Here is a 26,933-nt window from a genome sequence, read left to right as displayed (position 1 = left end):
TCATGGAAAAAGCGGATCTCAGGATAACCGGGATGCATTGCGAAAGCTGTGTAAAATTGGTTGAAAAAACTCTCGGCAAGACAGATGGTGTGGAGAGTGCCGTTGTCAATTTTGCCGCCGGCAAAGCCTCGGTTACTTATGACCCTGCTGTTACCGATCCTGCAAGGCTCATAAGAAAGATTGAAAAAAGAGGCTACGGAGCACGTCTGATAGAGTCGTCCCATAGCCCTCAAAAAGATACGTCGTATCAGGACGAGCTTCGCGGACTGCGCCTCAGGTTTGTCACCGGTGCCGTGTTTGCGGTGCCGGCACTGGTGCTGGGTATGTTCTTCATGCAGGACCCGATTCCCTACCAGGGTATTGTGCTCTGGATTCTCGCAACTCCCGTGCAATTTTATGTGGGCCGTGAATTTTATCTCGGAGCATGGATGGCTCTGAGGAACCGTTCTTCCAATATGGATACGTTGGTGGCCCTGGGAACGAGTGCCGCCTACTTTTATTCTGTCTATCTGGTGCTTTTCGAGGGGGGAGAGCATCAGTATTTTGAGACGTCGGCAGTCCTGATAACGCTTGTTGTGCTTGGAAAATATCTTGAAGCGGTATCGAAGCACCGGACCTCGGAGGCCATAAACCGGCTTGAAAAGCTTTTTCCCAAAGAGGCTTCGGTCATCCGGAACGGGTTGGAAGTTCGGGTGCCGGTTGAAGAGGTTGACCCTGGGGATATGCTTGTTGTTCGTCCCGGCGAACAGGTGCCGGTTGATGGTGAAATTATAAAAGGTGCGACCACTCTCGATGAGAGTATGGTAACCGGGGAGAGTGTTCCGGTTGCCAGAGGTGTTGGGGAGAGTGTTGTCGGTTCGACCATCAACAAGGAAGGCAGTTTTACCATGAAAGTGACCCGTACCGGTTCCGAAACAATGCTGGCGAAAATCATTCGTCTCGTTGAAGATGCACAGATGCAGAAAGCTCCTGTACAAAGATTTGCCGATAGAGTGTCTTCATGGTTTGTCCCTGCAGTGATTGTGATTGCCTGTGTGACTTTCTTTGTCTGGTTTGTTGTTTTTGGTGCGCCTCCCGGTTTTGCACTTGTTGCCGCTGTATCGGTTCTGGTTATCGCCTGTCCCTGTGCGCTTGGCCTGGCTACCCCGACCGCAATCATGGTCGGTACAGGAATGGGTGCCGGTGAGGGTATTCTCATCAAAGGCGGTGATGCCCTTGAAACAGCAGGAAGCCTGCAGCATGTTGTCTTTGATAAAACCGGGACAATAACAAAAGCCCAACCGGAAGTAACAGCAATAAACGTGCGGGAAGGGTACAGTGAATCCGAGTGTATAAGATTGGCCGCCGGCCTGGAAAGGAATTCCGAGCACCCTCTGGCAAGAGCGATATTCAGGAAAGCAGAGTCGGAAGGTATTCTGCCTGCAGAAACTCAAGAGTTCCGTTCACGTACCGGAAAAGGGGTGGAAGCGCAGATTGATGGCAAGCGTTATTATATGGGATCACTTCGTTTCATAGGTGAGAACGGAATAAGGACAGAGTATTTCAGAGAGTCCGTTGAACGATTTGAGGCTGAAGGTCAAACGGTGATCATGCTTGCCGGTGCGGGAGAGGCGATTGGTGTTTTCGCTTTGAGTGATACCGTGCGTCCGGAAACGACTGAAACTGTCAGTAGGTTGCATGCAATGGGGCTGTCGACTTCGATGATAACCGGAGATAATGAACGGGTGGCCCGTGCGATAGCAGAAAAAACAGGAATATCATCCTACAAGGCAGGGGTACTGCCTGGAGAAAAGGTTGCTTTTATCTCGCAAGCGCAGGAAAAGGGAACCGTGGGTATGGTTGGTGACGGAATCAATGATGCGCCTGCCCTTGCCCAGGCCGATATCGGTATTGCCATGGGGTCCGGTACCGATATAGCCATGGAAGCCGGTGATATTGTGTTTATGCGTAACGATCTTTCTTCTCTTCCGAGGGCTATTCGTCTCAGCCGTCTGACGATGCAGCGCATTCGTCTCAATATGTTCTGGGCCCTGTTCTACAATGTCGTAGGTATACCCGTTGCGGCGGGAGTGCTTTATCCCTGGACTGGATGGCTTCTCAATCCCATGATTGCCGGGGGGGCCATGGCTATGAGCTCGGTAAGTGTCGTCCTGAGTTCCCTTGCATTGAAGCTGAAAAAGTTCTGACGGAAATCAGATAATGCAAACCAGGGCTGCGAGACGGGAACGCTCTGTGCCGATTACAGAGTGTGTTCCTCCAAATTTGTTATCATCTCCGGGCCTGAGCCGTGAAATATGAACATCTCTTGCGGGGCTATGGTTGCGCTGATAGGTGATTTCTCCCGGCTTGCTGAAAACTCTGAACTGTTTATGTTTCGTGAATTAGTTTGAAACGACCCGTCAAGGTGTTACTATTGTGGTAATATTTGCATATGGAGAAACAACAAGGCACTTCTATTTCATTTATGCGATTCAATTACTTCGTTGTCCCGACAGGTCGGGATCAAAATCCTCATCCCGACCTGTCCAGACTCCGGTTTCGGAGTTTATCCCGATGCAATCGGGACACCGTTCGTCCTGCACTCGAGTCGCTCATGACAATATATAGAGGTACCCAACACAAGATCATGATACAGTATGGCCTCTGAGAAAACCCAAAGACTTGTGGTTCTTATTGATGCGGACAACACACAGGCCTCGATTATCGACGGATTGCTTGCCGAGATTGCCAAATATGGTGTTGCCAGTGCCAAAAGGATTTACGGTGACTGGACCTCGCAAGCTCTCAGGGGATGGAAGGAGGTGCTCCTCGAACATTCCATTCAGCCGATTCAGCAGTTTGGCTATACCAGAGGGAAAAATGCAACCGACAGTGCCATGATCATCGATGCTATGGACCTTTTGTATACCGGTAACTTCGATGGTTTCTGCATTGTGTCGAGTGACAGCGATTTCACCAAACTCGCCTGCAGGATCCGTGAGTCAGGTCTTTTTGTTTATGGGTTCGGGGAGAAAAAGACGCCGTCGGCATTTGTCTCCGCCTGTGACAAATTCATTTATACCGAAGTGCTTCGAGCCAAAACAAATGAGAGCGATGCCATTACCCGGAAATCGACAGCAGAACTTAAAAAAGATACCCGGCTCGTTCGTCTTCTGAGAAACGCTGTTGATTCAGCATCGGATGAGGGGGGATGGGCGCACCTTGCAACCGTGGGAAGTACCATTGCCAAGCAATCGCCTGAATTCGATCCAAGGAATTACGGATATGGTAAGCTTGGTGAACTGGTAAAAACAACCAAACTGTTCGATCTCGATGAGCGGCCCGGTGCCGACGGCCATTCAAAATCCATTTACCTGAAAGATAAACGGAAAAAGGAGTGACAAGGGTGTAAGAAGCCCTTGCAAGTCAAAAATACATAGCATGAGCAGCAAAAAACCGTCTCATCATCCGGGAATGGGTGCAGTAGTTCATCCGCTGGAAACGACGTTCAGGGTGTGGGCACCGTTCGCCTCGTCGGTTGCCGTTGCGGGAAATTTCAACAACTGGTCTCCTGACACTGATTTTCTGGCGCGTGAAGGTAACGGGTACTGGTCGTGTGATCTGCCGCAGGCAAGGAAGGGAGACCGGTATCAGTATGTGATAATCAATGCAGAGACCGGTAATGAATATTGGAGAAACGATCCGTATGCCCGTGAGGTCACTCATTCTGTCGGAGATTCCGTGATTGTCGCCGATGAATTTGACTGGGGTGATGATGGGGAGTTTCGCATGCCGTCATGGAATGAGCTTGTTCTCTATGAGATGCATGTCGGAACATTCAATGACGAGCACGGCGGAAGGCCGGGAGACCTTTCCCGTGCGATCGACCGTTTACCGTACCTTCACGATCTCGGGATAAACGCGATCGAGATTATGCCGCTTACGGAATTTGCCGCCGATTATTCCTGGGGGTACAATCCCGGCCATCTTTTTGCGGTAGAAAGTGCATATGGAGGACCGTTTTCCCTCAAAACATTTATAAAAACCGCTCATAGTTACGGTATTGCGGTGATTATCGATGTGGTTTACAACCACTTTGGACCATCGGATCTCGACCTCTGGCGTTTTGACGGATGGTCTGAAAATGGAAAAGGGGGCATCTATTTTTACAATGACTGGAGGGCTAAAACTCCGTGGGGTCATACCAGGCCGGATTATGGCCGTAGTGAAGTCAGAAGCTTTATCCGTGACAATGCTCTGATGTGGCTCAAGGAGTTTCATGCCGACGGTTTGCGCTGGGATTCAACGATCAATATCCGAACGCAATACAATGGTTCAGGAGGCGACATTCATGAGGGATGGAGTCTTATGCAGTGGGTAAACAGTGCGGTACGCAAAGAATGTGTCGGGGTCATCAATATTGCCGAAGATTTGCAGGAGAACGAATGGATCACGAAGCAGGTACACGAGGGTGGTGCCGGTTTTGACACTCAATGGGCGGCAGGTTTTACCCATCCTGTTCGTGATGCGGTCATTGCTCATGATGACCGTGAGCGCGACATGCTCGAGCTGGGAAGGGCAATTACCGGTTCATACAATGGTGATGCTTTTCAGCGGGTTATTTATACCGAATCTCACGACGAAGTGGCAAACGGTCAGGCCCGGGTTCCCGAAGCGGTCTGGCCGGGAAACGCGGCGAGTTGGTTTTCAAGAAAAAGGTCTACGCTTGGAGCGGTTCTTGTGTTTACCGCTTCCGGTATCCCGATGTTATTTCAGGGACAGGAACTGCTCGAAGACGAATGGTTTCGTGATACCGATCCGGTTGACTGGTCGAAGCTGCAGCGGTTTGGCGGTATTCATGCCCTTTACCGTGATCTGGTGCGGCTCAGGCGTAACTGGCATAATCATACTGCAGGCCTGAAGGGCCGGCACGTCAATGTTTTTCACATCAATAATCAGGACAAGCTGCTTGCATATCATCGTTGGGAAAATGGCGGAGCAGGGGACGATGTGGTTGTTGTTGTCAACATGTCGAACCGGAGCTACCCGGTCTATACAATAGGGTTTCCTCGGAGCGGAAAATGGCGTGTCCGTTTCAACAGTGACTGGTCGGGTTACAGCAGTGATTATTCAAGCCATCCAGGCTACGATACCGAAGCGTATCCTGGAATGAAAGATGGACTGCGTTTTCACGGAGCAATTGGAATCGGCGCCTATAGTGCGTTGATTTTATCTCAGGATGCCGAAAGATAGGTAGTGAGAGCCTGGCGTCAATCATACGTTCAGAATCAAAGTATTCGAAGACTTTGGCGCGGCAGGTAGAGAAAAGTTGCGGAGCTGACGGGACTCGAACCCGCGGCCTCCTGCGTGACAGGCAGGCGCTCTAACCAAACTGAGCTACAGCTCCTTGAAAGAGTTGTTAATGTAGAAATATTTATGTCTCCTTCCAAAAAGTTTTTTCATTTTAATTCTTCTTATATTTATTCCTGAACAGAACGTCGCAACCTATCCTGCAGTAACAAGTAAGATATCCATTGGATAACCTGGCTCACTGTTGATATATCGGCAAGTTCATTCTTGTCTTTCATCGGTTACACGTTATTTTCGGGGTGAATCGGCACCTGCTCAAACCGGTTGTGGTCTTTCACCCTTTTTTCCTGCGGTCCATTGCCTATTGCGGCTCTGGAACCGGTCTTTTCGGCATGTAGACCAGCTCAAACCTATGAAGCAGCATTTCGTTATCACCGCTTTCTTGATACAGTTACTCTTTCCCTTTCGACTTTTTGCGCGCGGGATCGATGAACATATCAATGACGCCATGGTTCCCCTTACGGCTTTTATGTTCAAAATTATATTTTTCCCCATATCGATCGGGGGTATCAGTTTCCCTTTTATCCTGCTCTGGTTGATCGTCGCTGCCGTTGGATTTACCGTCTACATGGGTTTTGTCAATGTAAGGGGATTCAAGCACGCTATCGAACTGGTGCGTGGCGTTTACGATGCTCCTGATTCGCAGAAAGGAGAGGTCTCTCATTTTCAGGCTTTGACTGCGGCTCTGTCTGCAACCGTAGGGCTTGGGAATATAGCCGGAGTTGCCGTGGCCATTACCTTAGGGGGGCCCGGTGCGACTTTCTGGATGATTCTCGGCGGCTTGTTCGGCATGTCATCGAAGTTTGTCGAATGCACTCTGGGAGTCAAGTACAGGAAAATCAACGAAGACGGTTCGGTTTCAGGGGGCCCGATGTATTATCTCAGCCGAGGGTTTGCTGAAAAAGGGTTTGCAGGTTTGGGGAAAATTCTTGCATTTTTTTTCGCCGTCATGTGTATCGGGGGATCGTTCGGTCTGGGAAATATGTTCCAGGCCAACCAAGCCTTTCGCCAAACAGTGTTAGTGACCGGTGGGGAGCAGAGTGTTTTCTATCAGCAGGGATGGATTTTCGGGTTGATCATGGCGATTCTTGTCGGCATGGTTATCATAGGTGGAATACGTTCGATTGTCCGAGTTACGACAAAGCTTGTTCCATTCATGGTTGCGATCTATATTTCTGCAGCCCTGTTTATTATTTTTTCGCATATCACGGAACTTCCCCGGGCCTTTTTAGTGATTGTGCAGGGAGCGTTCGCTCCGGAAGCCCTGTATGGCGGAGTGGTCGGTGTGTTGATACAGGGACTCCGTCGTGCCGCATTTTCAAACGAAGCTGGAATAGGATCTTCACCGATAGCTCATGCAGCGGTCAAAACCGATGAGCCGGTAACCGAAGGGCTTGTCGCTCTGCTTGAGCCGTTTCTCGATACTGTGGTTATTTGTACCATGACGGCACTTGTTATCATTATTTCGGGATTGTATACCGAACAGGGGATGGATGGCATAGCATTGACATCGAAAGCTTTCGAGCAGGTTATTTTCTGGTTCCCTTACATACTGAACGTTGCTGTACTGCTTTTTGCCTTTTCAACGATGATTGCTTGGTCCTATTACGGTCTCAAGGCGTGGACCTATATCTTTGGGGAAGGCCTGTCTTCGGACGTCAGTTATAAGTTGCTGTTTTGCACATTCATCATCATCGGTTCAGCTATGAACCTTCAGGTTGTGATCGACTTTTCCGATGCCATGATTTTTGCGATGTCTTTTCCGAATATTATTGGTTTGTATCTTCTTGCTCCCGGTGTCAAGCGGGATCTCGATACCTATTTTGAACGTTTACGGCAGGGAGAGATCGGTCGCTACAGGTGATTACCGTCCGGGGGATCACCGTTTCTCGAACGGGTTGCCGGAACAACGTTGAAACGGGAATGATCAGAGGGTTCGGAGAGGTTAGAAAGTAGGAAATGGTTGTAGAGGCTGTAAAAAACATAAAAAAAGATAAACGATCATGTCGAAAAATACCCTGACCATTACGGACAACCGCACAGGACAGACCTATGAGGTTCCTATAGAATGTGGTACCATACGGACAATGGATCTCCGCCAGATAAAAGTTTCCAATGACGATTTCGGGCTTCTCGGTTATGATCCGGGTTATCTGAATACAGCTTCCTGCAAAAGCATGGTGACCTTTATCGATGGAGAGAAAGGGATTCTGCGTTACAGAGGGTATCCTATCGAGCAGCTTGCCGAAAAAAGCTCTTTTCTGGAAACAGCCTATCTGTTGATAAAAGGAGAGTTGCCTGACAGGGAAAGGCTCGAAGCATGGCGTTACAATATCCAGATGCATACGATGGTCCACGCCAATCTGACAAAATTCATGGACGGATTCCGCTATGATGGTCACCCAATGGGCATTCTTGTCGGGACGGTCGGTGCACTGTCCACTTTTTATCCCGGTGCGAAGAATATTTTCGATTTGGAATCAAGAAAACTGCAGGTACGTCGCCTGATAGGAAAAATGCCTACACTCGCTGCAATGAGTTTTCGCCATAGTATGGGGTTCCCTTATGTTCTTCCGGACAATGACCTCAGTTATGCCGGAAACTTCCTTTCCATGATGTTTAAAATGACCGAACTGAAATATTCTCCTGATCCTATCCTGGAAAAGGCGCTCGACGTGCTCTTTATTCTCCATGCCGACCATGAGCAGAACTGTTCGACCAGCGCAGTGCGTTCGGTCGGCAGTTCGCGTGTTGATCCATATTCCGCACTCGCAGCAGGGTGTGCGGCTCTCTATGGGCCTTTGCATGGTGGAGCGAACGAGGCGGTTATCCGGATGCTGGAAAGAATTGGTTCTCTTGACAAGGTTCCCGAGTTCATTAAATCGGTAAAGGCAGGAGAAGGACGGCTTATGGGTTTTGGTCACAGGGTGTACAAAAACTATGATCCAAGAGCAAAGATTATCAAGAAGATCGCTTTCGAGGTGTTCGAGGTTACCGGTCGGAACACGTTATTGGATATTGCTCTGGAACTTGAAAGAATTGCCCTTGAAGATGAGTATTTTATCGATCGGAAACTGTATCCGAACGTTGATTTCTATTCCGGTTTGATTTACCAGGCGATGGGATTTCCGCTGGATATGTTTCCTGTCTTGTTCGCTATCGGCAGAACGCCCGGATGGCTTGCACAGTGGACGGAGCATATGAATGACGATGAACAGAAAATAGCCCGTCCCAGACAGATGTATTTGGGCGAAGATAAGCGTGATTATGTGCCGATCGAAAATCGGCCTAAAATATCACAACTTGTCGAGAACAAAATCGGTATGTGTCGATTATAGTTCTTACGAGAACCGTGCTTTTCCATGAGTAACAAGGGCATTTTTTATTATTTTGAGCACTTTGCTGTGGTGAGGTCCGAACCATGGACATTTACGAATAATGATTAACCTGTTTGATCCATGTCTGTAACTGAAAAAGATGTTGCCTATATCGCCGAGTTGGCCAGGCTCAGTTTCACTGACGCTGAAAAAAAGAAAATGACCAGTGAACTGAACGCGATTCTTCACTATGTCGAAAAGCTCAACGAGGTTGATACACAAGGTATTGAGCCATTGAGCAGTATTCACGATCAGGTTAATGTGCTTCGCGAGGATCACTGCCGTGAATCGATGTCCAATGATGTTGCGCTTAAGAATGCTCCTGACAAGCTTGACCGCTTTTTCAGGGTACCGAAAGTTATCGGATAACACGTTTCTCTATGCTTCAGGTACAGGAAACGGAAGGGGCCGTTATTTTTTCTGTCAAGGTTCAACCCCGTTCCTCGAAAAGCATGGTATCGGGGGAGTATGACGGCAGTGTGAAGGTGAACCTGAAAGCTCCGCCTGTAGACGGGGCGGCTAACCTGGAGTGTTGCAGGCTGCTCGCCCGAACGCTTGGGGTGCCACGAACCGATGTGCAGATTATTTCCGGGTTGAGAGGAAAAAAGAAGCGGGTGAAGGTTGATGGAGTGTCGTTAGCCAGGTTCAAAGAAAAAGTCGCACCCTATCTTTGAGTTTTTTCATGAATGCAACAGGTAGATGAGAGCAGTAATCCAGAGAGTGAGCGAGGCTTCGGTTATGATCGACGGCAGCCTCCATTCCCGGATAGGACCGGGTCTTTTGGTTCTCCTCGGTATTGCTCCCGGAGATGAGGATAAAGAGATCGCCTGGATGATCCATAAGGTTCTCAACCTCAGGATTTTCGAAGACAATGAAGGAAAAATGAATCGTTCTGTTTCGGATACCCGAAAAGATCTTCTTTTTGTTTCACAGTTTACCCTGTATGCCGACACGAGCCGGGGCAACAGACCCGGTTTCTCATCTTCAGCGCCGTTCGATAAAGCGCATGATATCTATAACCGGTTCCTTGAAACCATACGTTCAACATGTTCATTACCTATCGAGACCGGTTGTTTCGGAGCTGAAATGCAGATAGGGCTGATAAATGACGGCCCGGTAACTCTTGTTGTCGATACTCCTTCAACGCAGTGAAGAGTGGCACGGAAGTTGTGAAAGATGAGGACGAGTTGCTGTGCAAACAAGCCCTTTCGCTTATGAAAATAGTAATTGTTATTCCTGCAAGGCTTGATTCAAGCAGGTTGAAAAGGAAAATGCTCGTTGATCTGGAAGGTGAACCTCTTATTGTAAGGACCTTTCAGCGGGCTCTGCAGGCCCGTTGTGCAGATCGTGTTGTCGTGGCAACCGATAGCTCGGAGATCGCCAGTGTGCTTGGGGCTTTCGGGGCTGAAGTGGTTATGACAGGCTGTGCTCGTTGTGGTTCGGAACGTATTGCCGAAGCGGCAGGAAAGATGGAAGGGGATGTTTTCATCAATTTGCAGGGTGACGAGCCGTTGATCGATCCTGGAAATATCGACCGTGTTGCGGAGCCTTACCTTCAAGGTGAAAATCCTGATTGTGTGACACTGATTTATCCGGTGCTTCCCACAGATTACACCACGATCAGTGACCGCCATGTGGTTAAAACGGTTGTCGACAAAAACGGTTATGCTTTGTACTTTTCACGGAGCCAGATTCCTTTTCAGCAGGCGAGAAACGCATCGACTATCTTTTACCGTCATATCGGTATCTACGCGTTCAGAAAAGATGTGTTAAGTGCCTTTTCGGCGCTCGGGCCCTCCATGCTCGAGCAGGAAGAGTCTCTCGAGCAGCTACGACTTCTCGAGAACGGTTACCGTATACGTTGTGTCGAGACCACGGTAGACTCACCCGGGGTCAACACGTTCGAGGAGCTTGAGTTTGCGCGGAGGATGTTCCGGGAGCAGAATCGTCCGGTATGATTTCAATTCCTATTTCACCATCGTGGAAGATCACCGATGCTTTGTCGTTTGTTTGTATGCACTTACGAGATGTGATATAAGAGTTGTTCTGCTTGACCAGGGTGAAGCCTCTTTCGAGGGTTTTTCGATAATCAAGCAGCGAAAGTCTCTCCGTAACGGAAGAGAAGCCACGTTCCGCGTGCCTGATTGCATTTCCGGCAGACTGTGACATCCTCTTGACAAGATGGCCTATCCGCTCGCTCAGTTGTTCAAGTTTGATCTGCGGGCGGTTAAAAGCGTAACTTCCAAGAAGGGAGTCGACTTGCCGTTCGATTCCTTCAACTTTAGTATGTAGCGCTGCACATTGCCGGTTAAGCTGGGTGTCGCAGTGTTTGAGCAGTTCTTGCATATCGGGGGCTGCAATTTCTGCAGCGATCGAAGGTGTTCCGGCCCGCACATCGGCAACCATATCGGCGATCGTGACATCTGTTTCATGACCGATGGCGCTGATAACCGGAATTTTCGAACCGAATATCGCCAGAGCGACGGCTTCATCGTTGAATGCCTGAAGATCTTCAAGAGATCCCCCTCCCCTGGCTACGATAATGACATCGGGTTTCAGGGCGGGATCGGAGAGTTCGTTGAAATATTGCAATGCCCCGATGACGTTTTTTGCAGCTTCTTCTCCCTGTACCTTGACGGGATAAAGCAGAAGTCTTGCAGCTGGAAAGCGACGCTTGAAGACGTTGCTCATGTCTTCTATGACCGCTCCTGTTGCTGAGGTGATCAGGCCGATTTTTTCCGGAACACCGGGTAACCGTTTCTTATGTTCCTGGTTGAAATAACCTTTGCTTGCAAGCTTTTCCAAAAGCATGGCATAAGCAAGTTGCAACGTTCCCTCACCCGCGAGAACAACCGACGTGCATATGAGTTGATATCGTCCGGATGGGGGGTAGACCTCGAGACGTCCGTGAGCGATGATTTCCAGACCGTCTTTTAGATCAGCGGACAGACGCATGCGAATGTTTTTCCAGATGACAGCCGGAATCTGCGCACCCTCGTCCTTGAGCGTCATATAGACGTGTCCCGAACTTGGAAGTTTGAAGTTGGAGATTTCTCCCCTTACACTGACGGTTTGAAATTTATTTTCAAGGATGGATTTGATTCCGCCGGTGAGTTCGGTGACGGTAAGTATCTGTTCTGGCATGAGCGTTTTTTACGAGACAAATTGCCTGGGATTGTATTCGACAAGTTAGGTATTTCCATTGAATGGTTTTAGTATATTCCGGTCAGGAATAACGCAAAACCGGTTTTCAGATGTGCAGTGTTTGCCTGGTGAAAGAAAAAAGATAGGTGAGGTATTCTCAAAAAGACTGCTTCACGACAATCGGTCACCATGCATACGTTTCCGGCAGAGAGTCATGACGCCCCGTGAAATAGGTGTTCGGATTTCACGGGGGGATCGCTTGTCATATTGTTGGGTAGAGTTGACTTGTAAACCATCAGGATTAATTGTAACCAATCTGCTTGGGTATGAAACATGATGCTTGCATTGCGCTTCTGGAAAAGAAGCTGTCTCTGGATAAACAACGTGCCGTAGAGCTTCTTGACGCGGTTGTTGCCGGGCTGGTTGAAGTTCTTGTTGAAAAAGGAGAGATTTCCGTCAAGGGGCTTGGTTACTTCAAGGTGGTGCATATTCCGTTCAGCAGGGAAAAGCAGCATAATGTCGTTCGGGCTGTGCCTCCCAGGAAAAAAATCACCTTTCTGACAAGACCGGTTGTCGATTCCACTATCCGGCACATCATGGGGAGTGCGACCGGTCTTGCTGAAGCGGATGCAGAGGTTTTTTGCCGGATCCTTTCAGGATATTTCAGAGAGAGTGTGGCAAAAAAGCAGGACCTTTTGCTCGAAGGTCTCGGGTCGTTTAAGGAAGTTGACGGCAAATACAGGTTTGTGCCCGATCAGGTGTTGCAGGAAATCGTAAATAACTGTTTTGAGCATCTTACAGTTTTTGAAGTACCAATTCATTAATCATGGAAAAAAATATCTGCCCGAATCTACATCCGCAATCGATGTGTCCAGCCTTCGGGGGGCTGCGGGTTCTTACCAGGATCGAAGGTGCAAGGGTTTGTCTTGTTGCAGATCAGGGATGCTTGTATGGGTTGACGTTTGTTTCCCATTTTTATGCTGCTCGAAGGTCGATCGTATCACCTGAGCTGATGAACGTTCAGATTTCCGGCGGTACCATGATCGATGATTTGCGGGCTACCATCGAACGGATAGCGGAAGATCCGGCTGTGACTTTTATTCCTGTTGTCAGTACCTGCGTCGCAGAGACGGCGGGAATTGCCGAGGAGCTGTTGCCGAAAAAAGCGGGCAATGCCGTAGTACAGCTTGTCCGGTTACCTGCTTTTCAGATCAAGTCACATCCTGAAGCCAAGGATGTTGCGGTTTCTACCCTGCTGCGGCGTTTTGCGGATTTTGACGCACCGAAGAAAGAGAAATCCCTTCTTGTCGTTGGCGAGATTTTTCCTGTCGACGCCATGGCTATTGGTAGTGTTTTGCAACGGATAGGTGTCGAATCGGTCATTGTCTTACCTGCTGCCGATGTTGACGATTATATCGAGTCGGGAAAGGTTGAAGCCTGTGCAGTTCTTCACCCTTTTTATGAAAGAACCGCATCATTCCTCGAAGAGAAAGGCATACGAGTTATCTCTGGAAATCCTGTTGGTGCAGGAGCTACCGCAAGGTGGATTGAACAGATCGGTCAGGTTCTCGGGCTTGATATGGAAACGGTTCGTCAGGTTGCCGCCGAGGAAAAAGCAAAAACGAGAGCGGTCATCGAAAAGTTCGGTAACCTATCAGGAAAGGTCATTGTCGCCGGATACGAGGGCAATGAACTGCCTGTTGTAAGGCTGCTCTTGGAAGCGGGTTTGGAAGTTCCTTATGCATCGACCTCGATCGCTCGTACGGCTCTCGGAGAAGAAGATCACCAGCTTCTTTCCATGCTCGGTACCGAGATACGTTACCGGAAATTCCTTGAAGAGGATATGCAGGCTGTTCTTGTATACGAACCGGACCTTGTCATCGGCACGACATCGCTGGACAGTTTTGCAAAGGAACGTGGTATCCCTGCGATCTACTATACCAACAATATTTCATCGAGACCTGTTTTCTTTGCTGCAGGTGCCGGAACGGTACTTGGAATGGTTGCCGGCTTGTTGGGGAAAAAAGAGGTGTTCAGGAAAATGAAAGAATACTTTACTACACTTCCATAATCTCTTTTTCCTTCTGGGAGATCAGGTCATTGATCTGCTTTTCATACTTGTGAACAAGGTCATCGGCATCTTTTTTGCTTCGGCTTTTCTCGTCCTCGCTGATTTCCTTGTCTTTTTCGAGCTTGTCCACACCGTGCAGTATCTCTCTGCGAAGATTGCGGAGCGCTATCTTCGCATCCTCTCCATATTTTTTGGTAAGCTTGACATATTCTTTACGCCGTTCTTCCGTAAGGGGAGGAATGCTGACCCGAATACTCTGGCCTTCTGCTGCAGGATTGAGTCCGAGATTCGCGTCCCGAATGGCTTTTTCCACAGCAGAGACCATTGATTTGTCCCATACCTGAACCATAAGGGTATGAGCATCCTGGACACCCACATTGCCCAGCTGTTTGAGGGGCATGGATTGTCCGTATGCGTCGACTTTAACACGGTCAAGCAATGCTGTCGTCGCTTTTCCGGTTCGTATTGCTGCGATCTCATGCTGGAAGCTTTCAATGGATTTTTTCATTTTTGCTTCCACCTTTTGAGTGATTTCTCTTACGCTCATACCGTTTCGAATCGTTTGGGTTTATCGGAGATCGCAGGTAAGTACCTACTTCGAGGCTGCTTTCTTGGCGAATCTTTTCTGGAAACGTTCGACACGTCCTGCGGTATCGACCAGAACCTGTTTGCCGGTGTAAAAGGGATGACAGTTACTGCAGATATCGACTTTGATCGAGGGTCTCGTTGACCGGGTTTCAAAAGTGTTGCCGCAATTGGCACAGGTAACCGTAACTTTCGTATACTTCGGATGAATATCTTTTTTCATGACTTCGATTTACCTTGTCTGACAATAATACAGTTCTATGTTCGGGAATAAAATAATTTATCCGGCAATATACAAGATTTTCCTGCAGGAACAAAGTAAAGCTCGAGCCGACTTTTTCGACAGGAGTTTGAAAATTCAACAATCGGAGAAAAAATTTTGAGCGACAGGTTTGTTTTCAGGGGATCGGCACAGGTGAATAATGTGATGATGAAGTGTATCTATGGTGAGTGAATGCATGAAGGATATGCCGATAACCGGTATCAGAGGTGTAGGGCCACGCAAGGCAGGTTTGTTGAAAGAGATCGGTATCGAGACGATGGCAGATCTGTACGATTTCTTTCCACGGAACTACCTTGACAGGAGAACGGTCAAAAATATCGGCACACTTGTCGAGGGGGAACAGGCGACCGTTGTTGGAAAAGTGAGAAGCGTTGTCAGACAGGGGGGACGGTACGCTAAGGCCCGGCTGAAGGTCGAGCTTTTCGACAAAACAGGTGCTCTTGAAATCGTTTGGTTCAGGGGCGTCTCCTATTTTTTCAACGCTTTTCGACAAGGTGATGCTTTCTGTGTTTCCGGTAAGGTAGGATATTTCGGTCAGCGGCCACAAATGCAGCATCCGGAATTCGAGCGTCTCGATCTTGAAGGCGGAGAGTCTCCGCATAACGGGATCTTGCCGGTATACTCTTCCTCGGAATCGTTGAAAAGTTCCGGTTTGGGCCCGAGAGGAATGAGGGGGGTGATAAAACAAGCGTTTTCCGATATTCCGCCGCAGTTCAACGAAAACCTTTCCGAAGGAATAATCAGCCAACATGATCTTTTGCCGATCAATAAAGCATATCGCATGATTCACTTTCCTTCTTCCCCTGAAATGCTTGACCGGGCGCTGTATCGGTTTAAGTGGTCTGAACTTTTCTTCGCACAGCTTTTTTTTGCGTTACGCAGGGCTGCTATTCGTGCTGACAGGAGCGCTGTACGTTTCCAGCGATCGGGAAACTTCACGGCAGCGCTTTACGGTATGCTGCCTTACAGCATGACCGAAGCGCAGAAAAATGCGGTGCGCGAGATATACCGTGATTTGAAAAGCGGGATTCGGATGAACCGGCTTCTGCAGGGAGATGTCGGCTCCGGTAAAACCCTCGTAGCCATGTTTGCCATGACTCTTGCGGCTGACAACGGCTTGCAATCCGCATTCATGGCGCCAACGGAAATCCTTGCTTTTCAGCACTATATGGTAATGCAAAAATTTGCAGAGCCTCTTGGCTTACAGGTAGGTTTTCTTGCAGGTCGGCAGCAGAAAAAAGAGCGCCGGGAAGTGCTTGAAGATCTTCAAACAGGGCATCTTAACATTCTCGTGGGGACTCATGCTGTCATCGAAGAGGCGGTGAGATTCGATAATCTCGGGCTGGCGGTTATTGACGAGCAACACCGCTTCGGCGTCATGCAACGCAAAGCCCTGCTGGATAAGGCGGAAAATCCCCATATACTGCTGATGACCGCAACGCCTATTCCGAGAACTCTCAGCATGGGGGTGTTCGGGGATCTCGATGTGACGATCATCGATCAGCTTCCGAGAGGCAGAAAAAACGTCATTACACGTTGCTGCAGGGAAAGTGACAAGTCCGAGGTTTTCGATTTTCTTCGCTCTGAAATTGCACGGGGCAGACAGGCTTATATTGTCTATCCACTTGTTGAAGAGTCCGAAAAGATGGATCTTAAAGCTGCGAAGGAAAGTTTCTGCCAGCTTCGTGAAACGTTGCAGGGGGTGAGGATGGGGCTGATTCACGGGCAGATGTCTTCCCGGGAAAAAGAGCAGGTTATGGAATCGTTCAGATTCGGCAAACTCGATCTGCTTGTCGGAACCACTGTGATAGAAGTCGGCGTTGATGTGCCGAACGCAACGCTTATGGTTATTGAGCATGCAGAGCGTTTCGGGCTTGCTCAGCTGCACCAGCTAAGAGGGCGGGTCGGCAGGGGAGAGCATCAATCATATTGTTTTCTCGTGCATACGAAACTTGGTACGGATGCTTCTGAACGGCTTTCGGCAATGGAAAACATAGGTGATGGTTTCAAGCTTTCGGAAATCGACGCTGCGTTACGCGGTGTGGGCAACGTGCTTGGTAAAGAGCAGTCGGGTATGGTGTCCGGGTTGAAAATCGCTGATATAGTGAAGGATTACGATATTATGCGTTCGGCTCGTAACGCAGCCTTCGAGATTGTTGATCGTGACCCGCAGCTGCAGGATCACAGAAATGAAATGATAAGAGAATATTACATAAAACATTACCATGGAAAGCACACTCTTGCAGATATCGGATGAGGACTCCTTTCCGGTGAAAAAAATATATGAACAGGTTGAAAAAAGGGGGTGAGTTCGAAGGGGTTGTTACCGAAGCAAGGGGAGGGATGTACCTTGTCGAAGAGGCGGGGGGTGAACGATGTCTGTGTACGACATACCGCGGAACAAAAACGGAAAATATCGGTACCGGTCTTGTAGCGGTTGGAGATTGTGTTGCCGTGACGATTACCGCAACTGGCAAAGATGTCGAAGGAGTCATCACTCTTGTTCGTAAACGCCGTACCGCTCTTGTGAGAAAAAGGGATGTGCGGCGCAACCGCAGTAAAGAGAAGATCCAGGTCATAGCTGCCAATATCGATCAGCTTGCTGTTGTTGTTTCGGCAGAGCAGCCACCCCTCAACACTCGCCTGATCGATCGTTATCTGGTTTTCGCGGAATCGGAATGTTTACCGGCTGTCATTGTTGTCAACAAGATGGATATCGCCGACCGGAAACTGGTGACAGAGATGATGATCCCTTATTGTGAGCTCGATTATGCAATTTGCTACGTCAGTGCTGAAGATGGGGAGGGTATTACATCACTTGGATGCAAGCTTGCCGGAAAAGTTTCGGCATTCAGCGGGCACTCGGGCGTTGGTAAATCAACGCTTATCAATGTGCTTGTCGGTGAAGAAAAACTGAAAACCGCCGAGATCAGTTCCTGGAGTCTCAAAGGAGTGCATACCACGACAAACGCAGTGATGCTTGGTTTGCCTCAGGGCGGATATGTTATCGATACACCGGGGATCAGGGAGTTCAATCTTTCTGAAATAACGAAAGAGAACCTCAGGTTTTATTTTCCGGAGTTTCTTGCACCAATGGAAAACTGTGCGTTTTCATCCTGTACTCATACCGTGGAGCCTTCGTGCGGTGTTGTGCACGCTGTTGATAACGGTACTATCAGCCGAGAGCGATATACGAGTTATTTGGCGATCCTTGATTCCTTGGACGACAGTATGTAAGTCTGAACTCGAGTGATTGTCGACATGGCGGATTACGTGGTGGCAATGTGAGTCGTTCAAATCAGGTAAAAGTATTTTCATTATTCAATTGGTTACAGAAGAATGAGCTGTTTTCGAAGATGATAAAATGCTCTTACTTTATATTTCCCAGTACTGTAACTGTCATACATCCAAAAAAAAGGTGATTAACAATGATTCTTACCATTAATCCTGCAACTGAAGAAATCCTTGCAGAATATCCCGTTATGACTTCCGCCGACATTGAAGAACTGCTTGAAGCTGCACAGTGTGCGGCGTCGGTCTGGAAGGAAACCCCTATCTCTGAACGTAAAGTTGCGATGAATCGCTTGGCGGATCTTCTTCGCGAACAGAAAGATGAACACGCAACGATTATAAGCCGTGAGATGGGTAAGCCTTTCAAGGAAGCCGTCAGCGAGGTTGAAAAATGTGCCTGGGTATGTGAATACTATGCCCAGCATGCTGAAGAGTTTTTGCAAAATGAAACTGTCGATGTCGACGGAATGACCGGCATGGTGACCTTTGAGCCTCTTGGCGTGGTGCTTGGGGTCATGCCCTGGAACTTTCCTTTCTGGCAGGTTATTCGTTTCGCTGCCGCCATCATGATGGCTGGCAATGGGGTTGTCATCAAGCATGCTCCCAATGTTACAGGGGCGGCGATTGCACTCGAAAGCCTTTTCAAGGAAGCGGGGTTTCCACTGAATCTTTACAGGACATTGCACATAGAGCTGGAAGATGTCGATCGTATGGTTGGAGAGATTATCGCTCATCCGGTCATCAAGGCCGTCTCTGTAACTGGAAGTACCGGCGCAGGGATGGCGGTTGCCGAGAAAGCAGGCAGAGCGCTGAAAAGAAGTGTGCTGGAACTGGGTGGTAACGATCCTTATGTCGTGCTCGATGATGCCAACCTTCGGCAGGCAGTTGACGTTTGTATTGCTTCTCGTTTGCTCAATGCCGGTCAGAGCTGTATTGCAGCTAAGCGATTTATCGTTCATCATTCTATAAAATCCCGGTTTGAAGAGATGCTGCTCGAGAGAATGAGAGAAGCGAAAATGGGGGATCCTTTCGATCCGTCAGTGCGGATTGGGCCGCTGGCAAGAAAAGATCTCAGGGATGCTCTTCACCTGCAGGTTGAACAGAGCCGTGAACTTGGCGCTAAGGTGCTTTGCGGTGGAGAGATTCCTGATAGGAAAGGTTTCTTTTACCCGGCTACAATAGTGACCGATGTTTCTCCTGGAATGGCGGTTTACGGTGAAGAAACATTTGGTCCTGTGGCTACCGTTATCGAGGCTCTCGACGATGATGATGCTGTCAGAATTGCCAATGATAGTCCTTACGGGCTTGGGTCGGCTGTTTTTTCAAGCGATCCTGAACGGGCAAAAACGGTTGCAGGACGTCTCGATGCCGGTAACTGTTTTGTCAATGCAATGGTAAAATCGGATCCTCGCCTTCCTTTCGGAGGGATCAAACAGTCAGGCTATGGCCGTGAGCTTTCCCGTTACGGCATTCGTGAGTTCGTGAACGTGAAATCAATGTTTTTCGGCTGAACAGTGTCCGGTGTCAGGCACTATTGAGGCCGAGCAGATATTTTTTGAGCGACTCGTTTTTTTGAAGGCCCAGCTTTTTGTGCATCCGGTATCTGAGACTTTCGACGCCGCGAGGTGAAAGACCCGTTGAACAGGCAATTTCAGCACTGCTTAAGTCTTGTTTGATCAGCATCGAGACTTGCAGTTCTCTCTCGGTAAGGTTGGGGTGCCGGCTGTGCAAAAAAGAAAAAAACACAGGATCATCCGCCTTGATTTCATTTCCTGAGTTTTTACAAGGCATTTCATCGGCCGTAATATCTTTGCAGAGGCTGACTACTTTGTCTTTCAGCGGAGAAGGGGTATCCAGTGCAGCTACGAAACTGCAGAGCTTTTCGATCTTTGCTCTGCTTTTTCTTACTGTAGCGGATAATCTGGCGATAGCCATCTCTTTTGAAGCTTTTTGTGCTGCGAGTTCGGATTTTTCATGTTCGAGTTGCAGCTTCATGCTTCTGTACAGCGCTTGATGTGCGTTGAGCAGCGAAATCTTTTCGGTGATTTTTGTTTCGTATTCCTTCGTGATTGTTTGCAGTTCATTGCGTTGGAGTCGCTCTTTTTCTCGAAGATCGTTGTTTATGTCCTGCAAGGATCTGAAAAACGGGTAAAAAAGGCTGTCACTGGCAGGCATGGTTACCGGAAGGCTATAAATACTTAGCCAGTTCATTCTTGCTAAAGCAGCGACGAACGCTCTTTTGTAGATATTGTACTGTTGTTTTCCTTCGCTTTCGGGTGATTCTTGTGCAGGTTGCCCGGTTTTGTTGTTCATGATCAAGGTCAATGCTTCGTGGTAATTGTCCACAATCCCGATCGAAGAGGCTTCCGGGGCTATGGCAACAAATGCTTCCATGTCACACAGCATTTCCGGATGGACATTGTAGAATACCAGAAGACGAAAAGCGGGATCGCTGTTATAGAGAAAGTTAATAAAGTCTCTTTTATAGGTGAACGAGCAGCCGCTGATATTGGCAAGATTTGCCACTGTATACACGGGGGCCCCGCTTTTGCTTATTTCATCGATGATGGAGTGAAGCACATCGAAATCAACCTGGTTCATGATAATCCCTTCACAATCGGTTTCTATTTCGATGTAAATGATGTCCGATCCAATAAGGCTGAACTTCGTGGTGTATCTTTCAGCCGGATGCGGGCTATTCCAGTGTGGCTTCCGAGTTATCGGAAGCCTTGTTGCGGGGCAGCGTTTCATGATGTCTGATGGGGATTTATAGGGATGTTTTTGGGGTCTTCTTGTCAATTGCCAGCTATTTTGAGCAGATAATTTTTTATCGATTCATTTTTTTTCAAACCCAGTTTTTTGTGCAGCCTGTATCGCATGCTTTCGACGCCGCGGGTTGTGATTCCTATAGTGTGGGCGATTTCAGACGTGCTGTGGTTTTGTTTTATCAGTAGACATACCCGTAGATCTTTTTTGCTGAGTTCGGGGTTTTTTCGCTCCAGCATTGTAATGAACGCCGAGTCTGCAATGGATATCTCTTTATCGTTTTTTTTGTCGTTTTGATTGTAATAATCAATAAGATCCTGGCAGAAATTTACGGTTTTTTGTTTCATTGCCGGTTCTATATCCATCTGTTCGACGAGATCAAGTATCATTTTGATTTTCGACCTCTTTTTGGCAATGACCGATGAGATCCGTTTCAGCGCCATATCTTTTGATACGATCTGACGGATCAGTGACGCTTTTTCATGCTCATGCTGTGATTTGGTTTTTTTGTTCAGGTCTTCCTGTGCATTGATCAGAATGGTTTTTTCCGCAATCTTTTTTTTATACTCATCGCTGACTTTTTTCAGCTCCTGGAGATGAAGAACTTCTTTTTCGCGGAGATCCTGCTGAAATGCTTCGAGAGCTTTGAAGTAAGGGTACAGTGGGCTGGTACTTTCGGGTAAGGTTATTGGATGGTCCAGCAGGTTAAGCCAGTTGAATCGTGCAAGAGCGGAAAGAAACTCTTTTTTGTGGGCAATGTACTGCTGTTGTTCCTCATTGCTTTCATTTATCTTTGGCTCCAGCTTTCCGGATTTGGTATCGAGTATCAACTGCATTGCCTCATTGTAATTGTTGGCGATCAGAACAGTTGATTCTTCAGGGGCAATAGCTGCAAATGTTTCCATTATTGAGCGTATTTCCTGATCAACGTTATAGATTACGAGCAGCTTGAACGTAGGGCCCAAGTTATAGAGGAGGTTTATCAGGTTTTTCTTGTACGCAAAAGAAACTCCTTTTACGCGCTTAAGGCCGAAAAGCATGAGGATTGCTTCACCTGCAAGATTGCTTTCGCGGATAACGGTTTGAAATACATCGATGTCGATATAATCCATCGTTACGTCATGGTCGGCCACTACTTCCCCATGAATAATACCTGAATCGATCAGGCTGAATCTGGTTATATAGCCTCTTTTGGAATGATTGGCATACCAATGAGGTTTTTCAGTAACTGTTAAGCCGGAAAAAGAACATGTGCTCATAGGCTTGTAAAAATGGTATGACTCATTGAACTTACGATACTGCAAGTTTTGTGAGGTAATTTTTTATGGATTGATGTTTCGAAAGCCCCATTTTTTTATGCATCCGGTAACGAATGCTTTCAAGTCCTCTTGTTGAAATACCGATGGAACGCGCTATTTCCCGGGTATCGTAGTTAAGCTTGATCAACAGGCATATCCGTAGATCTCTTTGATTGAGGTTAGGGTGCTGCCGTTGTAGTTTTGAGAGGAATTCCGAATCGGTTGCCGTTAGATCGGTATTGATTTTTTTTTCAATTGTTTCTGTTTCAATCATCTGTGAGCATGATTCTATCATCTCCTTTTTTAGTTCTTTATCGATATCCAGTCCAAAAATCTTTTCCCTGAGTGATTGCAGTGCGGCTGTTTTTTCGGCAACTGCCGTCGAAACCCGTGTAATTTCCATGTCCTGAGCTGCAATACGAGATCGTAAAGCCGCTTTTTCACGATCGAACTGAGACTTGAGCTGATTGTTCAGTTCAAGCTGAGCGTTAAGAAGAATGATTTTCTCGGAGAGTTTTTTCTCTGTTTTGTTTTCCGCAATTTTTTTTTCATCGGCGGAAAGCTTTTCCTTAGCCTGCAGGTCTTCCTGAAGGCACTCGAGAGCCTTGAAAAACGGGTAAAGAAGCTCGTCTTCATCAGGCAGGGTGATCGGCTGATTGTGCATGTTCATCCAGCCGATTCGAGCCGTTGCGGCAAGAAACTCTTTTTTTCTTTGTGCATACAACGCATCTTCCTCTTCGTCATATTCTTTCTGCAAAAGGTTGCCTGCTTTGGCAGAAAGAATAGTGGTAATGGCTTCTTCATATGAGTCAACCAGCAGTACCGGAGTGCTTTCGGGGACGATGGATGCGAACGTTTCGACAGTTGTTAGGAATTCAGGGTCTATGTTGTAAAAAACGATCAATTTGTAATACGGTGGCCAACGGTAAATAAGTTGTGTGAGAATTATCTTGTACGCATAAGAGATGTTATTGACATGGCTCAGATCTCTCATAAGATAGACGAGATTGTCTTCAAGGCCACACTCTTCAAGGATCATTCGAAAAAGAGATTGATCCCTGTGCTCTATGGAAATGCTTGTCTCGGTTTCGTAGTAGGTCAAAAAAATATCGTTACCGATTTTCTTGATACGGGTTGTGTATCTCTGGTCCGGATGCTCGGTTTTCCAGTGAGATTTTTCGACAATTGGCAGTTTCGATACCGGGCAATTTTCCATGGAGGTTCACTGATTTATTGGAATGTGGGTAATTGACGTATTCCTATTTATAAAATACGTTTTTTTTTGTGTAGAGGCAAGTTCATAGGTAAAGAATGGTGTGAAGGTACTTCTTCCCTTTCTGCTTTTTTGCTCAATTCTGAAAATACAGTAATTGAATTGGCCGGTTTATGTTTTCGATAGTGATTAGTTGCCGAGTTTTTCGGCAAGTGCAGTGAGGTAGTTTTTTAGAGAAAGATTTTTTCGGAGGCCAATTTTTTTATGTATCCGATATCGAAGGCTTTCCATTCCACGTTTTGTGATTGCATAATGGTTGGCTATCTCGGTAGTATTATAATTGAGTTTGATCAACAGGCAAACTTTAAGTTCCCTATTGTCGAGGTTCCGGTGTTTTTTATGGATCAGAGAAAGAAACTCCGTATCGGCTGAGGTAAGCGGAAGATCTGTTTTTTTCTGGTATTTCTCGGACTCGATAAGTTGCGTGCATACATCCAGTATCTGTTTTTTGGACCGTTTGTCAACGGGAAGGCTGCCAACATCTTGCATGATTTTCCAGAGTTCCGGTTTCCGGCTTTTCAACGTTGCTTCGATTGCTTGGCATTGGTTTCTTCTGAGTGAGAGCGTTTCTTCAAGGGTGGACTTTTCATTTGCAAACTCCTGCAAAAGCCTTTCTTTCTTGTTTTCTATGGATGAAATCAGAACATTGCTTTTTTTTACTTTGTTACTATGTTCACTTTCTATCTGTAGTTTTTTTTGTTTGTAACGCTTGGTCTGTTCGGCAAGATCTTTCTGCAGGAAAGACAAGGCACTGAAAAAAGGATAGAGGCTATGCTGGAGTGGAGGAAGGGGGATTGACGTATTCAATATGTTCAGCCAACCGATCCGTGCCGTTGTGGCGAGATATGTTTTTTTCAGTTCTTCATATTCATCGCTTTCATTGGAATTCGGGGATGGATCTTTGCCTGCGATCACATCGAGGATTATGTTCATCGCCTGGTTGTAATTTTCTGCGAAAAGAACCTTCAAACCCGAGGGGTGGATTGCTTGAATGATTTGAGCCGTGTTCTCGAACTCTTGGGCGGTGTTGTAGAAGACAACGCAGGTGAGAGGGGGCGAAGGGTTGTAGAGAAAGTCCACGATACCTTGCTTGTAAGCATATGTAATTTCTTTTACATGTTCCAGATTCCAGATGAGATAGGCTGGTTTGTTTTCCAGTTTCGAATCTTCCAGAACCTTTTTGACCAGATCGCTTTCGAAAGTTTCGAGTACTACCGGTTTGGTCGAGTCAACCCAGGCGTAAAGAATATTTCGACCTATTCTTTTAATGCAGGTTGCATACTGTTTTTTGGGGTTGCGAAAGATCCAGCGATGGTTAGATATGATCTCTTCCCCTGAAACCTTGCAATGTTCCATAGCCCCTGTGTTTTCCTTTCAGGTTCGTTATGCCTCTTAAGGATCGCTTCTCATGCAATGCAACAACTGAAATATACTGCATTTATGCCTTATTTATGCAGTATTTCCTCTGTCAGGGGGGTCAAGGCTGCAAAAGCAGCCGGCTGGAGGTCCGTCAGTTTATCAAGGTTGCAAGATCCGTGAGATAACCTTTTAGGGACTGATGTTTCGTCAAACCGATTTTTTTATGCATCCGATACCGGATACTTTCCATCCCCCGAGTCGAGATGCCGACGGAACGTGCTATGTCTCGGGTGTTGTAGTTCAGCTTGATCAACAGGCAGATGCGCAGTTCTCTCTGGTTGAGGTTTGGATGTTTTCTCTGAAGCTTTGAAAGAAATTCGGAATCTGTGGTTGTAAGTTCAATATTGAGCCTTTTTTCTATCATCTCGGTATCGATCATTTTCCTGCAGTTTTCGATCATAGCGCTTTTTTTCGTATGGTCGATGTCCAGTACGCTGATCATGTCGAGAAGTTCCCGAAGGGATGAGGTTTTTTCCGGCGATAGCTGTCGATATTCTTGTGAGCTCCATTTCCTGGGTCGCGATTCTGGCGGTAAGTGATGATTTTTCCTTTTCCAGCTGGCTCTTGAGTTTTTTGTACAACTCTTTCTGAGCGTTGAGCAGAATGTTTTTTTCTGTAAGCGTTTTCTCGCTTTCCCTTTCTATTTGCTCAAGTTCCTGTTCTTTTTCTTTTATGTTTTCCCGCAAATCGTTCTGGAGGTTTTCGATGGCTTTAAAAAAAGGATACAGCTTGTCATCGCGGGATGGCAGGTTTATGCCCTGATCCATCATGCTCAGCCAGGAAAGTCTGCCCAGAAAAGCGAGGAACTCTCGTTTCTGGTGCTCGTATTTTTCTTCTTCTTTACTTTTATGATTTTCCTTGACGGGCTGACCCTTTTTCCATTCGATTACAGTATTTGCCGCATCTGTATAGCTGTGTTTGATGAATACCGGCAGATCTTCTGGGGCCATTGCCGCGAGAGTTTCCGCCATTGTAAGAAACGAGGGTTCCACATTGAAGAGGATCACTATTCCGAAGGCAATCGTTGGGTTATAGATAAGGTCGGCGACCTGTTTTTTATAAGTGAGAGACATATCGGAAATGTGTTTCATATCCCATATGAGGCAGACAGGTTTGTCTTCGATGTTCGAGTCGCGCAAGACAGAATGTAAAAGATCGATGTCCATGGACTCCAACGAAATATTGTGATCTGTATCGATGTTGTAAAGAAGAATGTCTTCTCCAAGTAGTTTGATGACTTTGTCGTATCCGTTGTTGTTATTGACTGCTCTCCAGTTTCGGTTTGCTGTAATTGGCAGATTTGTTACGGTACAGGTACTCATGGTAATAAAGCTCTAATTGTTATTCGTAAAGTACTGAGTGATGTATTATTTGTATTATAAGATATTTTTTTGGCTTTTTTAAAGAAAAAAAGCGCGAAATACACGTCAACACGTCATGATTGCGAAGTGGGTTCATTTTTTGCATGCCTGAAAGGTTGCAGTAGGATTCGATTGATGATTTGAGGCCGATGTATGGGATATGGTGAAGAGGGTTTATATTCGTTGTAACGAAAGTGTTTTTCGGTAGAGATACAGAGGTGAGATATGACGTGTTCATTACTTTTTGTCTGCTATGAGAACATATGCCGTTCACCCATGGCTGAGGGGATTTTTACAAAGATGATCGCCGAGCGTGAGCATGAAGAGATTTTTGACGTAGAGTCAGCTGGAACGGTATGTTTTCAGAAAGGGGCACCGCCTGACAGCCGAGCCATCGAAATAGCGCGTGAACAAGGTGTTGATATAGCTGATCAAAGGGCTGGCTGTATAAAAGACCTTGAGTTAGATTACTATACGAGGATTTTTACGATGGATGGGCAGAGTTACCATGATACTATCTACTACAGCGCTTCGCAAAGAACACTTCTTCCAGTATATATGGTAACCGATTACCTTTCTGATCCCGAAACCACTGAAATAGAAGATCCTTATTATGGGACGAAAAAGGATTTTTTGAAGGTGTTTCAGCAGCTCGAAGAGGCACTGGTCAACATTTATGAAGAATTATTGAGACAGTCTGGCCTTTGAGGGGCGGT

Annotated in this window: 24 protein-coding genes and 1 tRNA gene; 15 read left to right on the top strand and 10 right to left on the bottom strand. The window is 47.0% G+C overall.

Features of this window, described 5'->3' with window-relative positions:
- Positions 1-2: 2 nt before the first annotated feature.
- The 3 genes from CR164_RS02665 to CR164_RS02655 all read left to right on the top strand — a co-directional run bounded on the left by CR164_RS02665 (position 3) and on the right by CR164_RS02655 (position 5,232).
- Positions 3-2,186 (top strand): heavy metal translocating P-type ATPase, encoded by a 2,184-nt coding sequence (locus CR164_RS02665; RefSeq protein ID WP_204901780.1) that lies wholly within the window; start codon positions 3-5, stop codon positions 2,184-2,186.
- A 450-nt stretch (positions 2,187-2,636) separates the two neighbouring features.
- Positions 2,637-3,380 carry an NYN domain-containing protein gene (locus CR164_RS02660; RefSeq protein ID WP_110022385.1) on the top strand — a complete coding sequence of 248 codons (744 nt, stop codon included), beginning with the start codon at positions 2,637-2,639 and terminating at the stop codon, positions 3,378-3,380.
- 40 nt (positions 3,381-3,420) lie between these two features.
- Positions 3,421-5,232 (top strand): alpha-amylase family glycosyl hydrolase, encoded by a 1,812-nt coding sequence (locus tag CR164_RS02655; protein ID WP_204901779.1) that lies wholly within the window; start codon positions 3,421-3,423, stop codon positions 5,230-5,232.
- 79 nt (positions 5,233-5,311) lie between these two features.
- Here the strand turns inward: CR164_RS02655 and CR164_RS02650 are convergent.
- A tRNA-Asp gene (locus CR164_RS02650) sits at positions 5,312-5,386 on the bottom strand.
- Positions 5,387-5,701: 315 nt separating this feature from the next.
- Here CR164_RS02650 and CR164_RS02645 point away from each other — a divergent pair.
- From CR164_RS02645 to kdsB, 6 genes are all read left to right on the top strand, one after another.
- Positions 5,702-7,213, top strand: coding sequence for an alanine/glycine:cation symporter family protein (locus CR164_RS02645; protein WP_110022384.1), 1,512 nt, complete (start codon positions 5,702-5,704; stop codon positions 7,211-7,213).
- 139 nt (positions 7,214-7,352) lie between these two features.
- Positions 7,353-8,687, top strand: a complete 1,335-nt coding sequence (locus CR164_RS02640) for a citrate synthase (protein WP_110022383.1) — start codon at positions 7,353-7,355, stop codon at positions 8,685-8,687.
- 120 nt (positions 8,688-8,807) lie between these two features.
- Positions 8,808-9,095, top strand: a complete 288-nt coding sequence (gene gatC / locus CR164_RS02635; protein ID WP_110022382.1) for an Asp-tRNA(Asn)/Glu-tRNA(Gln) amidotransferase subunit GatC — start codon at positions 8,808-8,810, stop codon at positions 9,093-9,095.
- Positions 9,096-9,106: 11 nt separating this feature from the next.
- Positions 9,107-9,400: a DUF167 domain-containing protein gene (locus CR164_RS02630; RefSeq protein ID WP_110022381.1), complete on the top strand. Its 294-nt coding sequence runs from the start codon at positions 9,107-9,109 to the stop codon at positions 9,398-9,400.
- A gap of 25 nt (positions 9,401-9,425) precedes the next feature.
- The gene (dtd, locus tag CR164_RS02625) at positions 9,426-9,878 is read left to right on the top strand and encodes a D-aminoacyl-tRNA deacylase (RefSeq protein ID WP_110022380.1); all 453 of its coding nucleotides are present in this window, start codon (positions 9,426-9,428) and stop codon (positions 9,876-9,878) included.
- Positions 9,879-9,940: 62 nt separating this feature from the next.
- Complete coding sequence (kdsB, locus tag CR164_RS02620; RefSeq protein WP_110022670.1) at positions 9,941-10,684, top strand: 3-deoxy-manno-octulosonate cytidylyltransferase; 744 nt, start codon at positions 9,941-9,943, stop codon at positions 10,682-10,684.
- On the opposite strand, the gene xseA is transcribed toward kdsB, so the two are convergent.
- Positions 10,620-11,870 (bottom strand): exodeoxyribonuclease VII large subunit, encoded by a 1,251-nt coding sequence (gene xseA, locus CR164_RS02615; RefSeq protein ID WP_110022379.1) that lies wholly within the window; start codon positions 11,868-11,870, stop codon positions 10,620-10,622. The two genes, kdsB and xseA, sit on opposite strands and share 65 nt — an antisense overlap.
- A 326-nt stretch (positions 11,871-12,196) precedes the next feature.
- Between xseA and CR164_RS02610 the strand changes: the two genes are divergently transcribed.
- Together CR164_RS02610 and bchY are read left to right on the top strand one after the other, a co-directional pair.
- Positions 12,197-12,694 carry an HU family DNA-binding protein gene (locus CR164_RS02610; RefSeq protein WP_110022378.1) on the top strand — a complete coding sequence of 166 codons (498 nt, stop codon included), beginning with the start codon at positions 12,197-12,199 and terminating at the stop codon, positions 12,692-12,694.
- A gap of 2 nt (positions 12,695-12,696) precedes the next feature.
- The gene (gene bchY / locus CR164_RS02605) at positions 12,697-13,941 is read left to right on the top strand and encodes a chlorophyllide a reductase subunit Y (protein ID WP_110022377.1); all 1,245 of its coding nucleotides are present in this window, start codon (positions 12,697-12,699) and stop codon (positions 13,939-13,941) included.
- Here the strand turns inward: bchY and frr are convergent.
- Positions 13,928-14,488: a ribosome recycling factor gene (gene frr / locus CR164_RS02600; protein ID WP_110022376.1), complete on the bottom strand. Its 561-nt coding sequence runs from the start codon at positions 14,486-14,488 to the stop codon at positions 13,928-13,930. The two genes, bchY and frr, sit on opposite strands and share 14 nt — an antisense overlap.
- Before the next feature lie 45 nt (positions 14,489-14,533).
- On the bottom strand, positions 14,534-14,749 hold the full coding sequence (rpmE, locus tag CR164_RS02595; RefSeq protein WP_110022375.1) for a 50S ribosomal protein L31: 216 nt from the start codon (positions 14,747-14,749) through the stop codon (positions 14,534-14,536).
- A 220-nt stretch (positions 14,750-14,969) separates the two neighbouring features.
- On the opposite strand from rpmE, the gene recG reads away from it, so the two are divergent.
- The 3 genes from recG to CR164_RS02580 all read left to right on the top strand — a co-directional run bounded on the left by recG (position 14,970) and on the right by CR164_RS02580 (position 19,611).
- Positions 14,970-17,066 (top strand): ATP-dependent DNA helicase RecG, encoded by a 2,097-nt coding sequence (recG, locus tag CR164_RS02590; RefSeq protein ID WP_239994442.1) that lies wholly within the window; start codon positions 14,970-14,972, stop codon positions 17,064-17,066.
- 26 nt (positions 17,067-17,092) lie between these two features.
- Positions 17,093-18,046 carry a ribosome small subunit-dependent GTPase A gene (gene rsgA, locus CR164_RS02585; RefSeq protein WP_110022374.1) on the top strand — a complete coding sequence of 318 codons (954 nt, stop codon included), beginning with the start codon at positions 17,093-17,095 and terminating at the stop codon, positions 18,044-18,046.
- Between the two features lie 191 nt (positions 18,047-18,237).
- On the top strand, positions 18,238-19,611 hold the full coding sequence (locus tag CR164_RS02580; protein ID WP_110022373.1) for an NAD-dependent succinate-semialdehyde dehydrogenase: 1,374 nt from the start codon (positions 18,238-18,240) through the stop codon (positions 19,609-19,611).
- A gap of 13 nt (positions 19,612-19,624) precedes the next feature.
- Here CR164_RS02580 and CR164_RS02575 read toward each other — a convergent pair whose 3' ends face one another.
- From CR164_RS02575 to CR164_RS02555, 6 genes are all read right to left on the bottom strand, one after another.
- Positions 19,625-20,851, bottom strand: a complete 1,227-nt coding sequence (locus CR164_RS02575; RefSeq protein ID WP_110022372.1) for a LuxR C-terminal-related transcriptional regulator — start codon at positions 20,849-20,851, stop codon at positions 19,625-19,627.
- A 44-nt stretch (positions 20,852-20,895) separates the two neighbouring features.
- A complete protein-coding gene (locus CR164_RS02570) occupies positions 20,896-22,125 on the bottom strand; it encodes a helix-turn-helix domain-containing protein (protein ID WP_146204128.1) in 1,230 nt (409 codons plus the stop codon).
- A 31-nt stretch (positions 22,126-22,156) separates the two neighbouring features.
- Positions 22,157-23,380: a helix-turn-helix transcriptional regulator gene (locus CR164_RS02565; RefSeq protein WP_110022370.1), complete on the bottom strand. Its 1,224-nt coding sequence runs from the start codon at positions 23,378-23,380 to the stop codon at positions 22,157-22,159.
- A 186-nt stretch (positions 23,381-23,566) separates the two neighbouring features.
- Entirely contained in the window at positions 23,567-24,793 is a 1,227-nt protein-coding gene (locus CR164_RS02560) for a helix-turn-helix transcriptional regulator (protein WP_110022369.1), read from the bottom strand.
- 154 nt (positions 24,794-24,947) lie between these two features.
- A complete protein-coding gene (locus CR164_RS13175; protein WP_239994441.1) occupies positions 24,948-25,235 on the bottom strand; it encodes a helix-turn-helix transcriptional regulator in 288 nt (95 codons plus the stop codon).
- On the bottom strand, positions 25,195-26,178 hold the full coding sequence (locus tag CR164_RS02555) for a hypothetical protein (protein ID WP_239994440.1): 984 nt from the start codon (positions 26,176-26,178) through the stop codon (positions 25,195-25,197). Before CR164_RS02555 ends, CR164_RS13175 begins: the two co-directional genes overlap by 41 nt.
- 264 nt (positions 26,179-26,442) lie before the next feature.
- Between CR164_RS02555 and CR164_RS02550 the strand changes: the two genes are divergently transcribed.
- Positions 26,443-26,925 carry a low molecular weight protein-tyrosine-phosphatase gene (locus CR164_RS02550; protein ID WP_110022368.1) on the top strand — a complete coding sequence of 161 codons (483 nt, stop codon included), beginning with the start codon at positions 26,443-26,445 and terminating at the stop codon, positions 26,923-26,925.
- The last annotated feature ends 8 nt before the right edge of the window (positions 26,926-26,933 follow it).

This window comes from Prosthecochloris marina, assembly GCF_003182595.1.
GTDB classification, from domain to species: Bacteria; Bacteroidota; Chlorobiia; order Chlorobiales; family Chlorobiaceae; genus Prosthecochloris; species Prosthecochloris marina.
The sequence above is the reverse complement of the archived record's forward strand: the minus strand, read 5'-3'. Positions and strand labels throughout refer to the sequence as shown.

Coding starts and splice junctions, on each gene's coding strand:
- CR164_RS02665 (WP_204901780.1), top strand. CDS start 3: ATGGAAAAAGCGGATCTCAGGATAACCGGGATGCATTGCGAAAGCTGT.
- CR164_RS02660 (WP_110022385.1), top strand. CDS start 2,637: ATGGCCTCTGAGAAAACCCAAAGACTTGTGGTTCTTATTGATGCGGAC.
- CR164_RS02655 (WP_204901779.1), top strand. CDS start 3,421: ATGAGCAGCAAAAAACCGTCTCATCATCCGGGAATGGGTGCAGTAGTT.
- CR164_RS02645 (WP_110022384.1), top strand. CDS start 5,702: ATGAAGCAGCATTTCGTTATCACCGCTTTCTTGATACAGTTACTCTTT.
- CR164_RS02640 (WP_110022383.1), top strand. CDS start 7,353: ATGTCGAAAAATACCCTGACCATTACGGACAACCGCACAGGACAGACC.
- gatC (WP_110022382.1), top strand. CDS start 8,808: ATGTCTGTAACTGAAAAAGATGTTGCCTATATCGCCGAGTTGGCCAGG.
- CR164_RS02630 (WP_110022381.1), top strand. CDS start 9,107: ATGCTTCAGGTACAGGAAACGGAAGGGGCCGTTATTTTTTCTGTCAAG.
- dtd (WP_110022380.1), top strand. CDS start 9,426: ATGAGAGCAGTAATCCAGAGAGTGAGCGAGGCTTCGGTTATGATCGAC.
- kdsB (WP_110022670.1), top strand. CDS start 9,941: ATGAAAATAGTAATTGTTATTCCTGCAAGGCTTGATTCAAGCAGGTTG.
- xseA (WP_110022379.1), bottom strand. CDS start 11,870: ATGCCAGAACAGATACTTACCGTCACCGAACTCACCGGCGGAATCAAA.
- CR164_RS02610 (WP_110022378.1), top strand. CDS start 12,197: ATGAAACATGATGCTTGCATTGCGCTTCTGGAAAAGAAGCTGTCTCTG.
- bchY (WP_110022377.1), top strand. CDS start 12,697: ATGGAAAAAAATATCTGCCCGAATCTACATCCGCAATCGATGTGTCCA.
- frr (WP_110022376.1), bottom strand. CDS start 14,488: ATGAGCGTAAGAGAAATCACTCAAAAGGTGGAAGCAAAAATGAAAAAA.
- rpmE (WP_110022375.1), bottom strand. CDS start 14,749: ATGAAAAAAGATATTCATCCGAAGTATACGAAAGTTACGGTTACCTGT.
- recG (WP_239994442.1), top strand. CDS start 14,970: ATGGTGAGTGAATGCATGAAGGATATGCCGATAACCGGTATCAGAGGT.
- rsgA (WP_110022374.1), top strand. CDS start 17,093: ATGAACAGGTTGAAAAAAGGGGGTGAGTTCGAAGGGGTTGTTACCGAA.
- CR164_RS02580 (WP_110022373.1), top strand. CDS start 18,238: ATGATTCTTACCATTAATCCTGCAACTGAAGAAATCCTTGCAGAATAT.
- CR164_RS02575 (WP_110022372.1), bottom strand. CDS start 20,851: ATGAAACGCTGCCCCGCAACAAGGCTTCCGATAACTCGGAAGCCACAC.
- CR164_RS02570 (WP_146204128.1), bottom strand. CDS start 22,125: ATGAGCACATGTTCTTTTTCCGGCTTAACAGTTACTGAAAAACCTCAT.
- CR164_RS02565 (WP_110022370.1), bottom strand. CDS start 23,380: ATGGAAAATTGCCCGGTATCGAAACTGCCAATTGTCGAAAAATCTCAC.
- CR164_RS02560 (WP_110022369.1), bottom strand. CDS start 24,793: ATGGAACATTGCAAGGTTTCAGGGGAAGAGATCATATCTAACCATCGC.
- CR164_RS13175 (WP_239994441.1), bottom strand. CDS start 25,235: ATGATCGATACCGAGATGATAGAAAAAAGGCTCAATATTGAACTTACA.
- CR164_RS02555 (WP_239994440.1), bottom strand. CDS start 26,178: ATGAGTACCTGTACCGTAACAAATCTGCCAATTACAGCAAACCGAAAC.
- CR164_RS02550 (WP_110022368.1), top strand. CDS start 26,443: ATGACGTGTTCATTACTTTTTGTCTGCTATGAGAACATATGCCGTTCA.